This is a genomic window from Phormidesmis sp. 146-20 (assembly GCF_052939475.1).
The window spans coordinates 184,330-201,474 of the sequence record NZ_JBJPHT010000005.1 but is presented as its reverse complement, the minus strand read 5'-3'; the positions used below and the strand labels follow the sequence as shown (position 1 = coordinate 201,474).

The following is a 17,145-nucleotide window of genomic DNA, read 5'->3' as shown; positions in this document are numbered from 1 at the left end:
AGACGATCGCCACAGGCAGCGGGGATAAGACCGTGAAGTTATGGAGCTTAGACGGGCAGGAACTGAGGACGTTCAGAGGCCACACTAATACTGTTCACAGTGTGAGTTTTAGTCCTGATGGTAAGACGATCGCCACAGGCAGCAGGGATAAGACCGTGAAGCTATGGAGCTTAGACGGGCACGAACTGAGGACGCTCAAAGGGCACACCAATACTGTTCACAGCGTGAGTTTTAGTCCTGATGGTAAGACGATCGCCACAGGCAGCGGGGATAAGACCGTGAAGTTATGGAGCTTAGACGGACAGGAACTGAGGACGTTCAGAGGCCACCCCAATACTGTTCACAGCGTGAGTTTTAGTCCTGATGGTAAGACGATCGCCACAAGCAGCGATGAAGTAACACTTTGGAGCTTGGATGGTGAGCAGATTAAAGTCTTTAGAGGGCATGGTGTAACAGTCTACAGTGTTAAATTTAGCCCTGATGCTACAACAATCGTTTCTGGTGGGAACGACAATACGGTGAAAATGTGGAACTTGAAAGGAGAAGAATTACTCAAACTCCCTGGAAAACCAAACAGCGCAATTTGGAGTGTAAGTTTTAGTCCAAATGGCAGACTGATTGCTACCGCTAGTAGTGACAAACTGGTGAAGCTATGGGACTTAAGAGGTAGAGAACTTAAGCGGCTAGAAGGGCATAGTCAGCCTGTTGAGAGAGTTCGTTTTGATCCGAAATACGAAATGCTCGTTTCTGCAAGTGCTGATAAAACAGCTAAACTGTGGGACTTAAATGGAGTTCAACTTAAAACCCTAAAAGGTCATGATGGTGCAATTCTTCATGCTGTCTTCAGCCCTGACGGTAAAACTCTTGCTACTGCCAGTGAGGATAAGACAGTAAAACTGTGGAGCTTGAGTGGAAGAGAACTCGCCACTCTTCAAGGTCATGGTCAGGCTGTCACTAGTTTGTGTTTTAGTCCTGATGGTAAAACTCTTGCTACTGCCAGTGAGGATAAGACAGTAAAACTGTGGAGCTTGAGTGGAAAAGAACTTAGAACTTTAAGGGGGCACAACGGTCAAATTCTAGATATTAGTTTTAGTCCTGATGGCAAGATTCTTGCTTCCGCAAGTCAGGATAAAACGGTGAGGTTGTGGGATTCTAGTGGGCAAGAACTCAGAACGCTCAAAGGACATAATGATTGGGTTAATAGTGTTAGTTTTAGTCCTGATGGCAGAACTCTTGCTACAGGTAGTGGAGATAAAACAGTAAAACTTTGGAGTTTGGAGGGACAAGAGCTTGCGACCCTCAGAGGACATAGCGAGACTGTTCTTGAGGTTAGCTTTAGCCCGAATGGCAATATTGTTGCTTCTGCAAGTGAAGATGGCACAGTTATACTGTGGAACTTAGATCCGGACAATCTTTACCTACTTGGCTGTCAATGGCTCAACAGCTACCTCCACAACAATTTAAACAGTAAGCAATATCAAAACTTGTGCAAAGATGGCGCTTCCTAAACTTCCATCAGCCATGTCCCGACTCTCTGGAAACAAATGATCGCTGTCCTCACTCACTTATTTAAACCATAGCGGTCGCACTTCACAAAACTACGATCACACAAATTATAAAGGTGCGTCCAGAATGCGATCACCAATAGCACCCTCGAAAAGCGATCAGGGCACGCAAGTTTGGAGAAGCCGCAAATCAAACCGCATCACATTCAAGGTAGTAATCGTAAACATCGAGATCAATGGATTCAGCGTTTCCTTTACCGTTGCGCTTTGCACTGATCGCTGCCTGAAGTGGAGCCACCTGAGCCGCAGAGACCGGGTAGCAATCCACCATCAGATTGTCTGAAGACTCTCGAAACAACCTTTGCAATTCGGGCAGCATCAATGAATCGAGCAAAGCCTCACCCGCCAAGCGATCGCCGCTCTTCTCATACCAACGCAACACTCTGACAAACGAAGGATCACGTCCTAGAATCGATCGCGCTTGAACCTTAATTGGGTCAGTCATGGTTATGGCTCCACCTCGTAATCAGGATTCGCTTGCTTAAGTTGTTCGCCTGTAATTGGGTCAAACTCGCCGAGATGCTTACCCTTCCTATCATCGAGCAATTTGGAGTCTGAGCTTACCATTTTCTTCCGCTTCTGTCCTATCTGCTCTACACGCCAGAACTGAAGAACGATCGCGATCGCTGTGAACCCTACATTGGGAAGGGATGAAGGACGATCGCCCCTCGAAGTGATTATGAATTGGGGAATGCAGCGCGATTCGTTTTACGGTTTCTCCAAAGTTGCGCTTTGCCCTAATCGCCTTCCAACGATCGTATTCATTGCAAAACCACGATCGTTCATCTCCGCCTCAGCGCCTCCTATAATGATGGAGTCGATCGATTTGAACTGTCATGAATAGATCGCTCAACATCACACTTCCCGAAGAGACCGTTCAACTCATTGATCAGTTGACGCAGAAAGGCGATCTTAGCCAATTTATTAATCAAGCTGTCAACTACTACATTCACGAAAATATATTCACGAAAAAAGTAAGGCAACGTTGAGAAAGCAACTGCAAGAAGGAGCTATCCGCAGAGCCGAGCGTGATTTGAATTTAACTGAAGAATGGTTTGCGCTGGAAGAAGAACCGTGGCAAAGCACTCCAGAGTAACCTATCCCAATCGCGGAGAAGTCTACCTGGTTAGCTTTGATCCAACGTTGGGATCAGAAATCAAAAAGACCCGTCCTGCCTTGATCCTGCAAAACGACATTGCCAATCTCCACAGTCCTATTACAATTGTCGCTGCCATCACCTCTCAGTTTGAAGACCCCCTCTATCCAACTGAGGTTCTAGTTCAAACTCCCGAAGGTGGACTTGGAAACGATTCTGTTGTCTTGCTAAACCAAATTCGATCGATCGATAAACAACGTCTGATCAAGCGCTTAGGAAACTTAACCGCAGACTGACAAACCTTTTCAGGTAGGTTGGGTTGAACCTGATGAAACCCAACGTTAGCAACGGTAGAAAGGCTGCTGTTGGGTTTCGCGTTGCTCAACACCAACCTACGAAAAATCGAGGGTTTCAGGAGTTCTGTCAGTCAACCAGGATCAAGCGCTTAGGCGGCTCTAAATATCTGGCAACGCCGCTTTTCACTCCTCACTCCTCACCCCTCCCTTGGCGAACGAGAGATTTTCTAAATAAGCTCATCAGATTGGGAGTCTCCAGATACAATAAGGGTCGTTCTTGCCTTTGGACGGAAACCTGCTCAATTGGGCGAGGCTGCCTGATTTGGTGCTGCTCTGTTCTACGTGGTTGTGCTTATAGGAGTGCTGGTATTTATGTCTGCTGTGCTAAGACCTGTCGATCGCCAAAATCGTTCTCTTAGAGTCGCCGCTTCTCCTCGGATGGCTCCTGCTGCCCAACCGCAAGATTTGAGACGAGCGAGAATGAGAGTTGCGCCTCCTGCGGATCAGTCCACGGTTAGAAGACTGCCGTCGCTCAATGCCCCGCCCAAATGGGTACGATCGCTGATCAAGCTCCAACAGGCTTCTTTGATCACAACCTTTGCGGTATCGGGTCTGGCTCTCGTGACTTATATCTGGACGGTTGACTCTCAGCAGCTTTGGGGCAAGGAATATCAAAAGCTTGAAGAACTCAGACGCAGTGAGCGACAGTTGGGAGCCAATAGTGCCCTGCTGCAAAACCACATTGCAAATCAAGCAAACAGCCCTGGCGCGACGCTAGTTCCTCGGACTCCCGACGGCATGATCTTTCTCAAGCCTGCTCCGCTTCGCAATGCGCCCCCTGAGAATGCGCCCACTCCCCAGGTTTCGCCCGTTGCCCCCCTTGGATATTAAACCGATCGCGGGTGGGATGAATTGAAAGACATTCTTCTCCGGCATTACTGAATTTGGATTGTTGAGTTTGAAAGTCCGAAAGTCTCCCAGGATTGGGGGTGGGGGCGTTCACGGCATCGTTCAACAACACCTTTTCGGTTCATTCTGAGTTATTCGCCCTTTTCCCTTATGAGCAGCCCTTCTTACCCTCGTGGACGTTCTCGCCGTCCGTCTCTAATCGCTAGACTGCGCCGGGTAAATGTTCCTCAAGCCAAGTCTACGATCGGCAGGCTTGTGATCGTCTGGGGGGTATTGGTGGTCAGCAGTTTGCTGTTGATGCTCAATCTGGTGCGGCTTCAGGTGGTGCAGGCTCCCCGGTTGCTCAAACAGGCGCGAGCGCAACAAACGAGCTATCTGCGACCGTTTATCCCGCGTCGTCCGATCGTCGATCGCAATGGCAGCATTCTAGCGATCGATCGTCCGGTTTATACGCTGTTTGCTCACCCGATGTATTTCAAAGAGTCAAAGGGAGAAGTGGCGGGCAAGTTAGCGCCTATTTTGGGTCGATCGATTGCAGAACTAACTCGTAAGTTTGAATCTGCGGATACCGGGATTCGGTTGGAGTTTTCGCTTCAAGAAAATGCAGCCGATCGCATTCGAGACTTGCGACTCGACGGGCTAGATCTGGCACAACAGCAGCAGCGTCTCTATCCTCAGCAAAACGTAATGGCGGATGTTGTGGGCTATGTGGATGTTGATCAAACGGGGCAGGCCGGTGTCGAATACAGCCACAAAAATTTGCTAGAGCGATCGGTCAAATCGGTGCGTCTCAGCCGGACGGGAATGGGAACGGTCATGCCGGATCAGGTGCCGGGGGGGTTTCTCCACATCGACGATTTGCATTTGCAACTGACGATCGACAGTCGGCTTCAACGCGCCACTCTACCAATCTTGAAACAGCAGATCAAAAAGTATTCTGCCAAGCGGGGAATGGTGCTGGTCATGGATGTGCGAGATGGGGCCATTCGGGCGCTGGTGGGTGATCCTTCTTACGACCCCAACGAGTATTTCAAAGCCAAAGTTGAACTGTTTAAGAACTGGGCATTGACCGATCTGTATGAGCCAGGATCGACTTTTAAGCCGCTGAATGTAGCGATCGCCCTAGAAGCAGGTGCCATTAAACCTGACCAGGTTTTTAATGATGAAGGTTCGATCTCCATTGACAGTTGGCCGATTCAAAACTTTGACTATTCTTATGCGGGTGCCAGAGGCCCGGTCAGCGTGTCTGAGATATTGCAGCACTCTAGCAATGTCGGCATGGTGCATATCGTCCAACAGATGAAGCCATCGCTATATTACAGTTGGCTCCAGCGCATCGGGCTGGGGCAGTCTACCGGATCTGATTTGCCGTTTGAAGTGGCAGGACAACTCAAAGACCGCAAAACCTTTGTCCAGTCTCCGGCTGATGTGGCGACGACTGCCTTTGGGCAAGGATTTTCGCTGACCCCGATTCAACTATTGCAGCTACAGGGCCTTTTGGGCAGTGGTGGCAAGCTGTTGACTCCTCACATTGTGCAAGGACTCTACGACGCGACTGGACAACCCTATTGGCAACCCAATCTGACAACTGCAAAACAAGTTTTTTCGCCCACGACAGCCCAAACGGTGCTGAAAATGATGGAGGCGGTCGTCTCAAAGGGGACGGGCAAAGCGGCTCAGGTTCCGGGCTATCGGATCGCAGGTAAGACAGGAACGGCGCAAAAAGCCAGTTCTGGAGGCGGTTATTTGGAGTCTGCCAAGATCACGAGTTTTGTCGGCATCTTTCCCGTCGAGGCTCCGCGCTATGCTGTTGTGGCAGTGATTGACGAGCCAAAAGGTGAAGATGCGTTTGGTTCGACGGTGGCGGCTCCGATCGTCAAAGCGGTGATTGAGGCGTTGATTACGATCGACAAGATTGCCCCCAGCCAGCCCATTCCCAGTCCAACCCCGACCCCAACGCCTAGCCCTTAGAATCAGTCAGATAAGAGTTTCAAAAATCTTCCAACTATTCTTCGACCGATAGCGAAAAATTAAAAACACCAACTCTATTTCACAATTCACGCACGTCTCACCGAGCTTTGTTGCACTTGTTGCTGTAGCTGTTCCAGACTGTAAGCAGGTTCTTTACAACTCAATCCCTGACAGACTAAACCGATCGCGCTCTCAGGTAAATTCGTTTCTAATGCAAAGCTGGCCGTTGGCAGATATTGAGTTTCTAGCCGCGCAATTTGATCAGAACTGGTGCGAATCAACGTGCAGTTTTGCAACCAATCCAACGCGGCAAACAGGCTAGGGCAGGCAGTTGGGGACTTTTGCATGATGCTGCTAAAGGCCTGTAGGGTTTGTTCTGCTTTGTCGAGATAGTCCAGATCTTGGGTGAGTAGGGAGAGACGGACGAGATTAGCGATCGCCACCCCATTCGCTGCCGGGGTCGCATTGTCGATGTAGCTGCGTTCTCGTACCAACAAATCCCGACTCGCATCTCTAGCCGTGTTGTAGTAGCCGCCCATCTCCACACTCCAGAGAAATTCGTCAAACTCGGCCTGGACTTGAACCGCTTGACCCAGCCAATCTGTCTCATTTTCAGGCGCAGCGGCACGAATACTCCGAGTCACCTGATGTAGATCCAGCAAGGCTTTGATGAAGAGAGCATAGTCTTCTGATTGAGCCAGCACCTCGACAGAACCATCGTAATTGACGCGATGAAACCGCCCATCGACCCACTGATTTCGCAAGATGAAATCCGCTGCCTGGCTCGCTAATTCCAAATACTCCAACTCTCGAAACACCCCGTAAGCACGAGCCAGTCCCGAAATCATCAAGCTATTCCAAGCAACAATCATTTTGGTATCGGTCACCGATGGAATTCGTCCATCCCAGGCGGTGCTTTTGGCTTCCTGATTGTTTCGCGCTGGGGGAAAGGTCGTCAATTCATGAGCAGGCAACCCATAACGAGCCACAAACAACTTGGACAGTGCCGCTTCTACCAACTTAGAAAGCTGACCCGACTGGCGACGTTGCAGCACGTTCACGCCCTCAAAATTGCCCGCTTCTGTAATCGTGAATTGCTCACTCAACTCCGCCAATTCTTCGGCCGTCAGCAGGGTTTGCAGTTCCGCATAGCTCCAGACGTAGAAGGCACCTTCTTCCGGTTCTGCCTCATCTGGTGTGGTGAAACTGTCTGCATCCTGAGCCCCGTAAAAGTACCCTTGAGGAGCGGTCATCTCACGCTTGAGCCACTGGACGGTGAAGGCGATCGCTCGTTCAAATCCCGCTTCTTGCACACCCATCGCCCAAAGATTTGCCAGATACTCCACGATCTGACCATTGTCATAAAGCATCTTCTCAAAGTGGGGCACTGTCCAGTTAGGGTCAACGGTGTAGCGATGAAATCCACCGCCTACGTGATCAAAAATGCCGCCTAGAGCCAGATCTCGGCCGCGTTGGGTACTGGCTTCTCTAGCGCTGGGTTGTAAATTGGAGAATCGAGTTGATCGCAGTGCCACATCTGCGTAAGGAATCATCGGAAAACTCGGCCCGGGCCGTTTGGATGAGACAACTTCTGTGTTGTGGGTCAAGCCCAAATTGAGCAGATCGGGACTCAGCGCCCCAGGCTGTAGTGAGAGAGAACTCTGAAGCTCCTTGAGAATTTCAGCTTTGATGCCGTCGAGTTTTGTCTTCTCGACATCGTAATAGTGGCGAATCGCTTGCAAGACTTGCATAAAGCCGGGCCGTCCGTAGCGGGCATCTACCGGAAAGTAAGTTCCTCCATAAAAGGGCACCAAATCATCTGGTGAGATGAAGATGTTAAGCGGCCAGCCACCCTGCCCCGCCATCATTTGCAAGGCCTGCATATAGATGCTGTCTAGATCAGGACGTTCTTCGCGATCGACCTTGATCGGCAAAAAGTTGGCATTCATGAAGTCAGCGATCGACCAATCCGAAAACGCTTCGCCCTCCATGACCGTACACCAGTGACAACTCGAATAGCCCACCGACAAAAAGATCGGCTTATTCTCACGTCGTGCGGTTTCGATCGCCTCATCACACCAGGGCCACCAGTCGATCGGATTCTCCGCATGTTTTCGTAAATAGAGGCTTTGAGCCTGGGCAAGTCGATTGGTCATGGCGGCTAGAACTCCACAAAAGGTCATTTTGCCAGTCTAGCGGAAAGAAGAAAGTCCAAAAAAAGGGATGCCCTAAGACACCCCTCTCACTCAGGTTCAAACCTGTCCAAACTCAGTCGAATGTTTAACAGCCGACATCATTTGCAACTTGACAACTTCTAGATTGGAGTCCCTACGCCAAACTCGTTGACTGCCTTGACATCCCAGGTGCTACGGTCACTCTTGGCAATTAACCCAGTCGTCCTTCTAACGAAATCGGTGTTAGGTGCATCCAGCACGCCGCCCTTGATCGACCAGATAGCCACCTCGTCGCTAACCGCATTGCGCCAGACAATATCTGCGGTGCCATCACCACCACCCGCGTTGCCCACAAAATCAGCGGCTCCTGCAACCTTCCAGTCGGCAGTGCCCGTGGTCGGCAGCGTGCTGGGTGTTGCAGTCAGAAGTCCTGCACCATCGACCCCGATCGTCCATAAAATGGTGAGGTCTTGATCAGATTTGCGCCAGAGAATGTCAGGGCGGTTGTCTCCAGTAAAGTCAGCGATCGCCCGAACCTGCAACGTATCCGTCGCGAAACCTGTTTTAGGCAAGAAGGTGGAATTGGCCAGACGCAACTGACCTGTCGCCACATCGATATTAAAGCGCCAATAAGCGGTCTCATCAAGCGGCGAATAGCGAAGGACGATTTCTGAGCGACTGTCTCCAGTAAAGTCTGCCAAACCGACCATTGTCCAAGTGTTGAAGCCTCCGACCTTGAGCCTGTTTCCAGCCGCATCGCGGAAGTAATCAAAACTGGTGACCGTATTCGTAGCGTAGTCTACGTTCCAGAAGGCGTATTCATCCGTTCTGCGATTTTGCCAGATTAGCTCTAGGGCTGCGTCAGCATCAATATTGGTTCCTCCGACCAACTCCCACCCATCGTTGATGATTTGAATCGGGGTTCGGGTTGCCGCTGATAAAATGCCCCCAGAGTTGGGCTTAAAGACCCCATTGTTGGTCATGTACCAGATTGCTGTTTCACCTGTGTCCGTTTTGCGCCACAACACATCACCAATTCCATCGCCGTCAAAGTCTTTGGAATCGATCGTCACCCAAGCAGGATTCAAATTCGATGAGGCAATATTGGCCTGAGCAAGGGTTGATCCTTGAAGATACCAGAAGGCGACATCGTTGGATGCGGAGTCTCGCCACAAAAGGTCTGGGCCAGGACGCACTGTAGTCAATGACACCTGAACCGGAATTTCATTGCCAGGGCCACCCGGAACGCTATCGAGCCGGAAGCGGATATTGCGAACTTCGGTGTCTGGCGTTGTGCCACTGTTGCGATAGGTGACTTGCCGCAGGGCTGCTTGATATTCGGCAGGCGTTCCCGCCCCGTTAAAGCCTAATGCACCTGTTGCAGAGTCATAGCTCCAAGTCAACGTTCCGATCGTGCCACTCGTCGTCGTCACAGGCTGCCCTGCAATGCTCAAGACATCCCCTGGTTTAAGGTTGGTGATGAAGACCGTCGCCGAGGTCAGATTGCCTGTAGTGGGGCTGATGGTCAACGTAGGAGAAAGCACGACGGGAGGCTGCAATGAGGTGTAGCTGGTGCCCGTTCCGAGTCCCCCGATTAGTTGTCCGCTGGCACCGATCGACAGCCCGCGAATTTCGTGAATATTGGTCGAACCCCCTGTCGAAGATGAAAAGCCGAACTTGAAGTTGGCGGGTAGGGCCCCGTTGTTGGCGGCCACGTCATAATTTTGAAGCGCTGTAGGAGATTCACCGTTGTCCAAAAAGTCTCCATCCGCATTCAAATCGACCTGCACTTTGAGAAGCCCAGTTGGTGAGAGGTCAATGCGGGCAGTGCGTCGGGCTGCGGTACGAGTTGCTGCTGCACCCGGTACGTCTAAGCTGGTGGGCAATGTGCCACTGCCTGTGAGGAATCGATAGCTGTTGGCCTGGCTGCCTCGAACGGCGATCGAATCAGAAGCGGCCCCAGTCCCTCCAGGTGAGTTATCGGTTGGGCTAGAGAAGTTGCCAAACTCATCAAATCCGACCCCTAAGTAGCCGCCCAATAGCCCAGGGGTGGAGCCACGAGCCGCGTATCCAAGCGCTCCGCCGGGTGCTCCTGCTGTCGTCGGTGACTGACTACCGTCGATCAGGAAGAAGCTGATTCCGTCAGCACCACTGCCACCATAGGAGAAAAAGTCAAAGGTAATAGACAGCCCCTGACCGCTACTAATCGCCTCGTTGAAGATGACAAACGAGGATTGGTTTCCCCCTGCACTAGTGAGCCGAAGTGCGCCATTTCCGGCAGTATCGATCGCCGTCGCAAACCCTGGCAGCCCATTTGTAGAAGGCGTGACGGTTCCTCTAGCAGTCAAGCCCAGACTCGTTCCAGCGCTAGAGCCAAAAAGCCAGGGTTTGGCAGTGACATCATCTCCGGTAAAGGGGTCAACTGCCAAACCTGGAGCAACGGGACGGGTCGTAAGAGCCGCCTGACTAGTCGGCAAAGAAGTCAGAAAATCTGTAGCCATTGTTGTGCCTATCTTGTTACTAATTGCAATCAATTATTAGAAAAAACTCACTCAAATCTCACCACTTATCGAGGAAAGAGATACACCTTCAGCCGCTCCAGCAAATTATTTTGGGAACCTTATCTTCTCTTGAATTCTATATAGAGAATGTCAAATTTGTCTATCAGATTTTCGGCTGAATCAGCAAATCTACGAGAGTGACGTGTGACAGTTTAATCCTTACAGAGTGGTTGTTTAAGCGATTTTTACAGGAATTAAACCACAGTATATTATTGAGATCAACACAAATCAAACAGAACAGTTCATCGTTCCTTTAAAGTTGTGATTAGTAAAATTCTTCAGTTGTAAAAATAGTTAGTTATGATTCCAATTTTAAAACCAGTTACTTATCTTTAAACATTCATTTGACTAGGCGCTTAAATGTTGTTTTAACAGGTTTAGCAAAGCCTTAGTTTGCCTTAATTCAGCCATTTAACTGAGAATTGTCTCCGTCGTCTCACTCAAATCGCTAGAATAATGAAAATTATCAAAAGCAGGCTCCATGATTCCTACCGTTATTGAAACGTCTGGTCGGGGCGAACGCGCCTTTGACATCTATTCTCGACTGTTGCGAGAGCGAATCATTTTTCTGGGGCAGGCGATCGACGCAGACGTTGCCAACCTGATTGTGGCCCAACTGCTCTTCCTGCAATCAGAAGACTCCGAGAAGGACATTTACGTTTACATCAACTCTCCAGGGGGTTCTGTTTCGGCAGGTATGGCGATCTACGACACGATGCGTCAGATTACGCCGCCAGTCAGCACGATTTGCGTCGGGTTTGCTGCCAGCATGGGAGCGTTTTTACTCAGCGCTGGCACCAAAGGCAAACGGATGAGCCTTCCCCACTCGCGGATCATGATTCACCAACCGTTGGGGGGTGCCCAGGGTCAAGCGACTGATATCGAAATCCAGGCCAGAGAAATTCTCTACCACAAGCAGCGCCTCAACGAAATGCTGGCAGAGCACACCGGACAATCGATCGAGCGCATCCAGGAAGACACTGAGCGCGACTTCTTTATGTCAGCCGAAGAATCCAGAGCCTATGGACTGATCGACCAAGTAATTGAGCGTCGTCCGTCAGCTACCCGGCCCGCAGTGGTGAAGTAAGCGGTCGGGAGTGAGGAGTGAGGAGTAAAGACTTTAGACCCAAGACCTAAATTTCTTCTGTCTAGAGTCCAAAGTCTCATCCCTCATCCCTTTCTTAAAATGGAATCTGACTCATTGAGGGATGTCCCTTTGAGGGCAAAGCCTTGAGGTAGTGCAGAAACTCTAACAACTCGTCTTCGGTGAGTTCGGCGCGGGTTTTTTTGCCATAGGTTTGTTGGAGGTAGGTGCTGCCCTGTTTCTTTGTCCAGCCGATTCGCTCGATCTCGGTGCCAATCTGGGCGATCGCATCTGACAAATCCACTGGGTCGTGCTGCATATCGGGCACTGTGACCTTGGCAGACTCTACCGCAGGCTCAAACGCTTCGGTGTACTCATACTCCATCTCGATCGCTGGCTCAGGCGTGTCTAAACCCGGAAACGTGGATAAGAAATCGTCGGACTGAGCAACAGAAGGCGCTTCTTTTTTCTTAGTGCGGCCGCGAGGAGGAGACGCAATTTCTTCGGGCGTGGGGATGGGGTCTACTGGGGAAGCGAAACTATCTGCATCTCTGAGGGTCGGCTCTGTAGACGATTGACTTTCAGAAAGCTGAGGAGTTGCTAAACTGCCTGCAATCTCTGGTTGGGAGGCTTCGGTCATCAGTCGGGCTGACATCTCAAAGGCTGAAACGCTGGGAGAGGCAAGGTTAGTCGGGGCGATGCCCAAAACCTCCATTGCACGAATTCTGGCCCGATCTTCGGCAAGCTCAACGCGATCGGCGGCAGCCATTCCAGTCGCCATCGTCAATCCGCCCACTTGTACCAAAGCACGGACGACAAACTGACCTTCATGAACCTGGACTAGCTCAGAACTGAGGGCACCTGTCGGATAACGGCTGCGGAGTTGAGCAAACAAACTGTGACTCGTGGATTGGTGCAGTTCCGCAGGCAGCGCTTCACGCAGGGCAAACATAGCAGGGTTCAGCGAGTCATCTTGCGGTGTAGACGAATACATAGTGGTCGAGCGATCAATGTTAGAAATCAGATGGGTTGCATTCATGTCCATTCTAGGTGGTAGGGGACTTGACACTCTCTGGTCACAGCCTCAACTATTCCTCTCAAGAGAGAATTTGAAAGTTGCTCTGTGTGAGAAATTATAAAGTAATGGATTATCTCAGATTGTGATCACCTTTTCCTTAAATTAAATCTAAAAAGTTAATCTCAAAGGTTCTGCTCGATACCTGACCTCGCCAAAAAGTCTTGCTATAGTGGGTCACTTAAGAGGAGTTCTAATAACCGGATCAGCCTTTATTGTCTCTTATGAAATGATTTATAAAAAAGCTTTGGAAAGTCAAGAACCACTTCGGATCAATTTTGAACGTCAGCTTAAGCGCATTCAGCGAGATGTGTTGAGAATGGGGGCGCTTGTTGAAAATTCTTGTTGCTTAGCGAGGCAGGCTTTGTTTGAGCAAGACTTAGATGCGCCCCAGCGAATTAGGATTCAGGACAAGCAAATCGATCGCCTCTACAAACAGATCGAGTTGGAATGTGTTAATTTAATCGCCCTTCAGTCTCCTGTGGCTCAAGATTTGCGGCTGCTGAGTGCCGTGATGCAGCTTGTCCGTGACTTAGAGCGCATCGGAGACTACGCCAAAAACTTGGGAGATGTGGCCGTTCGCTTATTTCCTTACCCAGTTTCTCCTCACATGGGCGAAATTCGGATGATGTTCGATCGCTGTCGGGCCATGTTAGCGATGAGTTTGGCTGCGTTATCTAATTTGGATGCGGAGTCTGGGCTAGAGGTGAAACTCAAGGATGATGCGGTCGATTCAGACTACGAAAATCTTTATACTGTCCTGGCACATCAGTCTGACATCCAAGGTGTTGTAGAACCGATCGTTCTTTTAGTGCTCTTGATTCGCCACTTGGAACGCATGGCCGACCACGCCACTAATATTGGAAAGCGAGTTGCTTACATCGTGACGGGGCAGAGGTAAGGAACGAAGTTCTCTCTCATCCCTACTTCTTGTGGCGATCGTGCCCCTTTTCATGACAGTATTGAAAATAGCGCCTATCTGAAAAACCTGAGTGAAGATCGTTAGAATGACCTTTTTGGGTTAACTTAGGTGACTGATCGTGGGCAGACAAGCGACCTGAGTGTGCGACACTTCGCAGAGACATCCAACACGCTTTGAGAGGAGAGGTCTCTAGAATTGTCATTCGAGACAATGAACTGAGCAATTGGGTGAGCTTGGGTCAACTGACTGCGATCGGGCTGTGACGGCTGAAAACCGCAGACTCCCCACTGCCCAACGGGGAAACCACACAGGCGAGTGCCTTTTTGCGTTGAGTGAAAGGGGGTTGACTTGACCCTGTGGAAGCGCAAAACGCACGAACGAACAGAAGATTACGAGGACATATCGCTGCATGGAATTCTCGATCGCCGAACTGCTGGCAAATTTTACAGAAGATAAGCTGGTCGCCCCCAAAGCTCTAGAGAAAAAATTAGAGTGTCTCAACGAAGCCAGTCTCCGCAGATTGCAGATTACGCTAGATGCCCTGGAAAAAGTCGGCATTTTGGTGAAAGAGCGAGGCAAATATCGTCGAGTCACCGAAGACGGCGTGGTCGAAGGTAAGCTGCGCTGTTCGAGTAAGGGCTTTTGTTTTGCAATTCAAGATATCGAAGGGTCAGAAGATATTTACATTCGCGAAAGCCAGCTAAATCATGCCTGGAACGGCGATCGGGTCTTGGTGCGTGTGACCAAAGAAGGCAGTCGTCGCCGCAGTCCTGAAGGTGAAGTTCGGTTAATTTTAGAAAGGGCAAATCCTTCGGTGCTGGCTCGGCTCAAAAAAGCAGACTCTGGCGACTATCGGGCTGTGCCGTTGGATGATCGCCTCTTATTTGAGTTGGATCTTAGAGAAAACGGCAATCATCTAGAAGACGCGATCGATAACCTGGTGCATGTCGAAGTGCAGCGCTATCCATTGGGGCAACATGCCCCGATCGGCAAAGTCGCCAAAATTCTCGGCCCCGATTCTGAAGCGGCCGACATCGATATCGTTTGCTGCAAACATGACTTACCGCGGGCTTTCCCAGACCATGTTTTGGCCGCCACAAAAGGACTATCCGCCAAAATTAGCAAAGTCGAACTGAAAAAAAGGCTGGATTTGCGCGGGTTGACGACGGTTACGATCAAAGCGCAGGCGACCGATAGTGCCGATGATGCGATTACGCTCGATCGCACCGATGACGGCAACTGGCAGTTAGGCATTCATATTGCCGATGTGGCCCACTATGTTGAGGCGGGCGGATCGGTCGATCGTGAAGCTCAAAGACGTGGCGTTTCGGTCTATTTGGGCGAATTGGTGCTGCCCATGCTGCCTGAGCAACTCACTGACAACCTGTGTTCGCTACAGCCCGGAAAAGATCGATTGGCGATTTCGGTCGTGCTGACGTTAAACACAGACGGGCAAGTGATTGAGTTTGAAATTCAGCCGACGGTGATTCAGATCAACTATCAACTCAGCTATCACCAGGCAGAATTGATTCTCGCCAAGCAGCACACCGAAGAAGTTCAAGAATTTGAGCCAATCTTTGAAATGCTGTCTCACTTGTCAGAGTTGAGCCACGCCATCAAAGAGCAGCGCCGCCAGCGAGGAGCCTTTGAACTCAATCTGCCCGAAAAAATTTACGCTCGTCCCGATGGGTCAGAAGCCCCTGAAGAAGCTGATAAGTACACATTTAGCAAGTTTCACTACGACGACGAAGGATCTTTAGGAGCGGTAGTCGTTTCTTCGACGTTGCCTATTCACTCGATGATTGTTGAGTTGATGCTGTTGACCAATCAGACCGTCGCGACTCACCTTCACGCTTTAGAAGTTCCTGCTGTTTATCGCGTCCACCCCACGCCCGACCCAGACGACGTACAAGAACTGATCAAGCTAGCCGTCAGCATGGGCATTGACCTAAAGCTAGAACAGGAAGACGAAGTGCATCCGCAGGACTATCAAAATCTAACCCACAAATTTGCAGAATCTGAGTCAGAACGAGTACTAACTTATCTGCTGTTGTCCACGCTCAAACCTGCTTTTTATAGCACGACTCCAAAATCGCACTTTGGGCTGTCTTTAGAGCAGGGATACACTCACTTTACGTCTCCCGTTCGGCGCTACCCTGATTTGCTGGTGCATCGGGCCCTCCATGCTTTGTTTGAAGACGGGCGCGATCGTCGCTCTACTCGTGCCAAAGAAAGCGTCCATTTGCGTCATAGCTCCAGTCACGGACAAATCACCTGGAACGTATTGCCCACCGAAATTCATCAAGAGTTAGAGAGCCATTTTTCAGCCGTGGTGGTGCATCTGAGCGAACGCGAAAAAATCGCCCAGGATGCCGAAAACGACCTGGAAGGGCTGAAAAAAGCCGAACTGATGAAAGAACGCACGGGCGAAATCTTCCACGGGCTGATTACGGGAGTTCAATCCTACGGCTTGTTTGTTGAGATCGAAGAACTCTTGGTCGAGGGGCTGGTTCATGTCAGTTCGCTTAAAGATGACTGGTATGAGTTTCGATCGCGCCAACAAACCCTCGTCGGACGCAAAAATCGCAAACAGTATCGACTGGGCGATCGAATCGAAGTGCAGGTCAAGAGTGTCGATTATTACCGTCAGCAGATTGACCTGATTGCTGTAGGCGGAGGCAGCGAAGCCAGCGAAGAAGATCTCGAAGGTGAAGACAACGCCCTCGATCAAGAACTCGATAGTGAGGAATAATAAGGAAGACAATAAGGAAGATTTTGAGTATTGAGTTTTGGGTTTAAGTGTAAAAACTGCTCAGAATGTTAGATTCAAAATCCGAACTTAAAATCAATGAGCGTCTTCTGTGCCTTCTAATTCTTCTCGTCCGCTTATTTTGGGCATTTCGGGAGCTTCTGGGCTGATATATGCCGTTCGTGCGCTCAAGTATTTGCTAGAGGCGGAGTATACGATCGAGCTTGTCGCTTCTAAAGCAACTTATATGGTCTGGCAAGCTGAGAAAAATATTCGGATGCCTGCTGACCCTCTGCAACAAGAGGAATTTTGGCGGCAGCAGTGTGGAGTCGAGCTTGGCGGCCGACTGACCTGTCACTCAGCTACTAATGTCGGTGCTAATATCGCCAGTGGCTCATTTCGTACGGTAGGGATGCTGGTGATTCCCTGTAGTATGAGTACCGTGGCAAAATTGGCAGTCGGATTGAGTTCTGATTTGCTGGAGCGATCGGCTGATGTGCAGCTTAAAGAAGGTCGCAGGCTGGTGATTGTGCCGCGCGAAACGCCGTTTAGCCTGATTCATCTTCGCAATCTGACCACCCTCGCAGAAGCGGGAACCCGGATTGTACCCGCGATCCCGGCGTGGTATCACAACCCTCAGACGATCGAAGATCTCGTCGATTTTGTCGTCGCCCGTGCGTTGGATCAGTTAGAAATTGACTGCGTTCCTATCGATCGCTGGAAAGAAGGCTAGGATCAACAAT

14 protein-coding genes are annotated in these 17,145 nt (G+C 50.2%); 9 read left to right on the top strand and 5 right to left on the bottom strand.

Annotation, left to right across the window (positions count from 1 at the left end):
• On the top strand, window positions 1–1,508 hold a 1,508-nt coding region (locus ACKFKH_RS06895), incomplete at its 5' end, for a WD40 domain-containing protein (protein ID WP_446857516.1).
• A 187-nt stretch (window positions 1,509–1,695) separates the two neighbouring features.
• Here the strand turns inward: ACKFKH_RS06895 and ACKFKH_RS06890 are convergent.
• On the bottom strand, window positions 1,696–2,010 hold the full coding sequence (locus ACKFKH_RS06890) for a DUF7683 domain-containing protein (RefSeq protein WP_446857515.1): 315 nt from the start codon (window positions 2,008–2,010) through the stop codon (window positions 1,696–1,698).
• A 2-nt stretch (window positions 2,011–2,012) separates the two neighbouring features.
• The gene (locus ACKFKH_RS06885; protein ID WP_446857514.1) at window positions 2,013–2,132 is read right to left on the bottom strand and encodes a colicin E3/pyocin S6 family cytotoxin; all 120 of its coding nucleotides are present in this window, start codon (window positions 2,130–2,132) and stop codon (window positions 2,013–2,015) included.
• A 61-nt stretch (window positions 2,133–2,193) separates the two neighbouring features.
• Here ACKFKH_RS06885 and ACKFKH_RS06880 point away from each other — a divergent pair, with 61 nt between their 5' ends.
• The 4 genes from ACKFKH_RS06880 to ACKFKH_RS06865 all read left to right on the top strand — a co-directional run bounded on the left by ACKFKH_RS06880 (window position 2,194) and on the right by ACKFKH_RS06865 (window position 5,837).
• Entirely contained in the window at window positions 2,194–2,409 is a 216-nt protein-coding gene (locus tag ACKFKH_RS06880; protein WP_446857513.1) for a hypothetical protein, read from the top strand.
• 230 nt (window positions 2,410–2,639) lie between these two features.
• Window positions 2,640–2,957 carry a type II toxin-antitoxin system PemK/MazF family toxin gene (locus ACKFKH_RS06875; RefSeq protein WP_446857512.1) on the top strand — a complete coding sequence of 106 codons (318 nt, stop codon included), beginning with the start codon at window positions 2,640–2,642 and terminating at the stop codon, window positions 2,955–2,957.
• A 372-nt stretch (window positions 2,958–3,329) separates the two neighbouring features.
• Window positions 3,330–3,848 (top strand): hypothetical protein, encoded by a 519-nt coding sequence (locus ACKFKH_RS06870; protein ID WP_446857511.1) that lies wholly within the window; start codon window positions 3,330–3,332, stop codon window positions 3,846–3,848.
• A 168-nt stretch (window positions 3,849–4,016) separates the two neighbouring features.
• Window positions 4,017–5,837: a peptidoglycan D,D-transpeptidase FtsI family protein gene (locus ACKFKH_RS06865; protein ID WP_446857510.1), complete on the top strand. Its 1,821-nt coding sequence runs from the start codon at window positions 4,017–4,019 to the stop codon at window positions 5,835–5,837.
• An 86-nt stretch (window positions 5,838–5,923) separates the two neighbouring features.
• Here the strand turns inward: ACKFKH_RS06865 and ACKFKH_RS06860 are convergent, their stop codons facing one another.
• Window positions 5,924–8,020 (bottom strand): thioredoxin domain-containing protein, encoded by a 2,097-nt coding sequence (locus tag ACKFKH_RS06860; RefSeq protein WP_446857509.1) that lies wholly within the window; start codon window positions 8,018–8,020, stop codon window positions 5,924–5,926.
• A 131-nt stretch (window positions 8,021–8,151) separates the two neighbouring features.
• Complete coding sequence (locus ACKFKH_RS06855; RefSeq protein WP_446857508.1) at window positions 8,152–10,512, bottom strand: hypothetical protein; 2,361 nt, start codon at window positions 10,510–10,512, stop codon at window positions 8,152–8,154.
• A gap of 541 nt (window positions 10,513–11,053) precedes the next feature.
• Here ACKFKH_RS06855 and clpP point away from each other — a divergent pair.
• Window positions 11,054–11,659, top strand: a complete 606-nt coding sequence (gene clpP, locus ACKFKH_RS06850; RefSeq protein WP_446857507.1) for an ATP-dependent Clp endopeptidase proteolytic subunit ClpP — start codon at window positions 11,054–11,056, stop codon at window positions 11,657–11,659.
• Between the two features lie 94 nt (window positions 11,660–11,753).
• Here the strand turns inward: clpP and ACKFKH_RS06845 are convergent, their stop codons facing one another.
• On the bottom strand, window positions 11,754–12,695 hold the full coding sequence (locus tag ACKFKH_RS06845) for a hypothetical protein (RefSeq protein ID WP_446857506.1): 942 nt from the start codon (window positions 12,693–12,695) through the stop codon (window positions 11,754–11,756).
• Between the two features lie 265 nt (window positions 12,696–12,960).
• Between ACKFKH_RS06845 and phoU the strand changes: the two genes are divergently transcribed.
• From phoU to ACKFKH_RS06830, 3 genes are all read left to right on the top strand, one after another.
• On the top strand, window positions 12,961–13,632 hold the full coding sequence (gene phoU / locus ACKFKH_RS06840; protein WP_446857505.1) for a phosphate signaling complex protein PhoU: 672 nt from the start codon (window positions 12,961–12,963) through the stop codon (window positions 13,630–13,632).
• Window positions 13,633–14,062: 430 nt separating this feature from the next.
• Entirely contained in the window at window positions 14,063–16,405 is a 2,343-nt protein-coding gene (locus tag ACKFKH_RS06835) for a ribonuclease R family protein (protein WP_446857504.1), read from the top strand.
• Window positions 16,406–16,514: 109 nt separating this feature from the next.
• Window positions 16,515–17,135 (top strand): flavin prenyltransferase UbiX, encoded by a 621-nt coding sequence (locus ACKFKH_RS06830; protein WP_446857503.1) that lies wholly within the window; start codon window positions 16,515–16,517, stop codon window positions 17,133–17,135.
• The last annotated feature ends 10 nt before the right edge of the window (window positions 17,136–17,145 follow it).

Coding starts and splice junctions, on each gene's coding strand:
- ACKFKH_RS06890 (WP_446857515.1), bottom strand. CDS start 2,010: ATGACTGACCCAATTAAGGTTCAAGCGCGATCGATTCTAGGACGTGAT.
- ACKFKH_RS06885 (WP_446857514.1), bottom strand. CDS start 2,132: ATGGTAAGCTCAGACTCCAAATTGCTCGATGATAGGAAGGGTAAGCAT.
- ACKFKH_RS06870 (WP_446857511.1), top strand. CDS start 3,330: ATGTCTGCTGTGCTAAGACCTGTCGATCGCCAAAATCGTTCTCTTAGA.
- ACKFKH_RS06865 (WP_446857510.1), top strand. CDS start 4,017: ATGAGCAGCCCTTCTTACCCTCGTGGACGTTCTCGCCGTCCGTCTCTA.
- ACKFKH_RS06860 (WP_446857509.1), bottom strand. CDS start 8,020: ATGACCTTTTGTGGAGTTCTAGCCGCCATGACCAATCGACTTGCCCAG.
- ACKFKH_RS06855 (WP_446857508.1), bottom strand. CDS start 10,512: ATGGCTACAGATTTTCTGACTTCTTTGCCGACTAGTCAGGCGGCTCTT.
- clpP (WP_446857507.1), top strand. CDS start 11,054: ATGATTCCTACCGTTATTGAAACGTCTGGTCGGGGCGAACGCGCCTTT.
- ACKFKH_RS06845 (WP_446857506.1), bottom strand. CDS start 12,695: ATGAATGCAACCCATCTGATTTCTAACATTGATCGCTCGACCACTATG.
- phoU (WP_446857505.1), top strand. CDS start 12,961: ATGATTTATAAAAAAGCTTTGGAAAGTCAAGAACCACTTCGGATCAAT.
- ACKFKH_RS06835 (WP_446857504.1), top strand. CDS start 14,063: ATGGAATTCTCGATCGCCGAACTGCTGGCAAATTTTACAGAAGATAAG.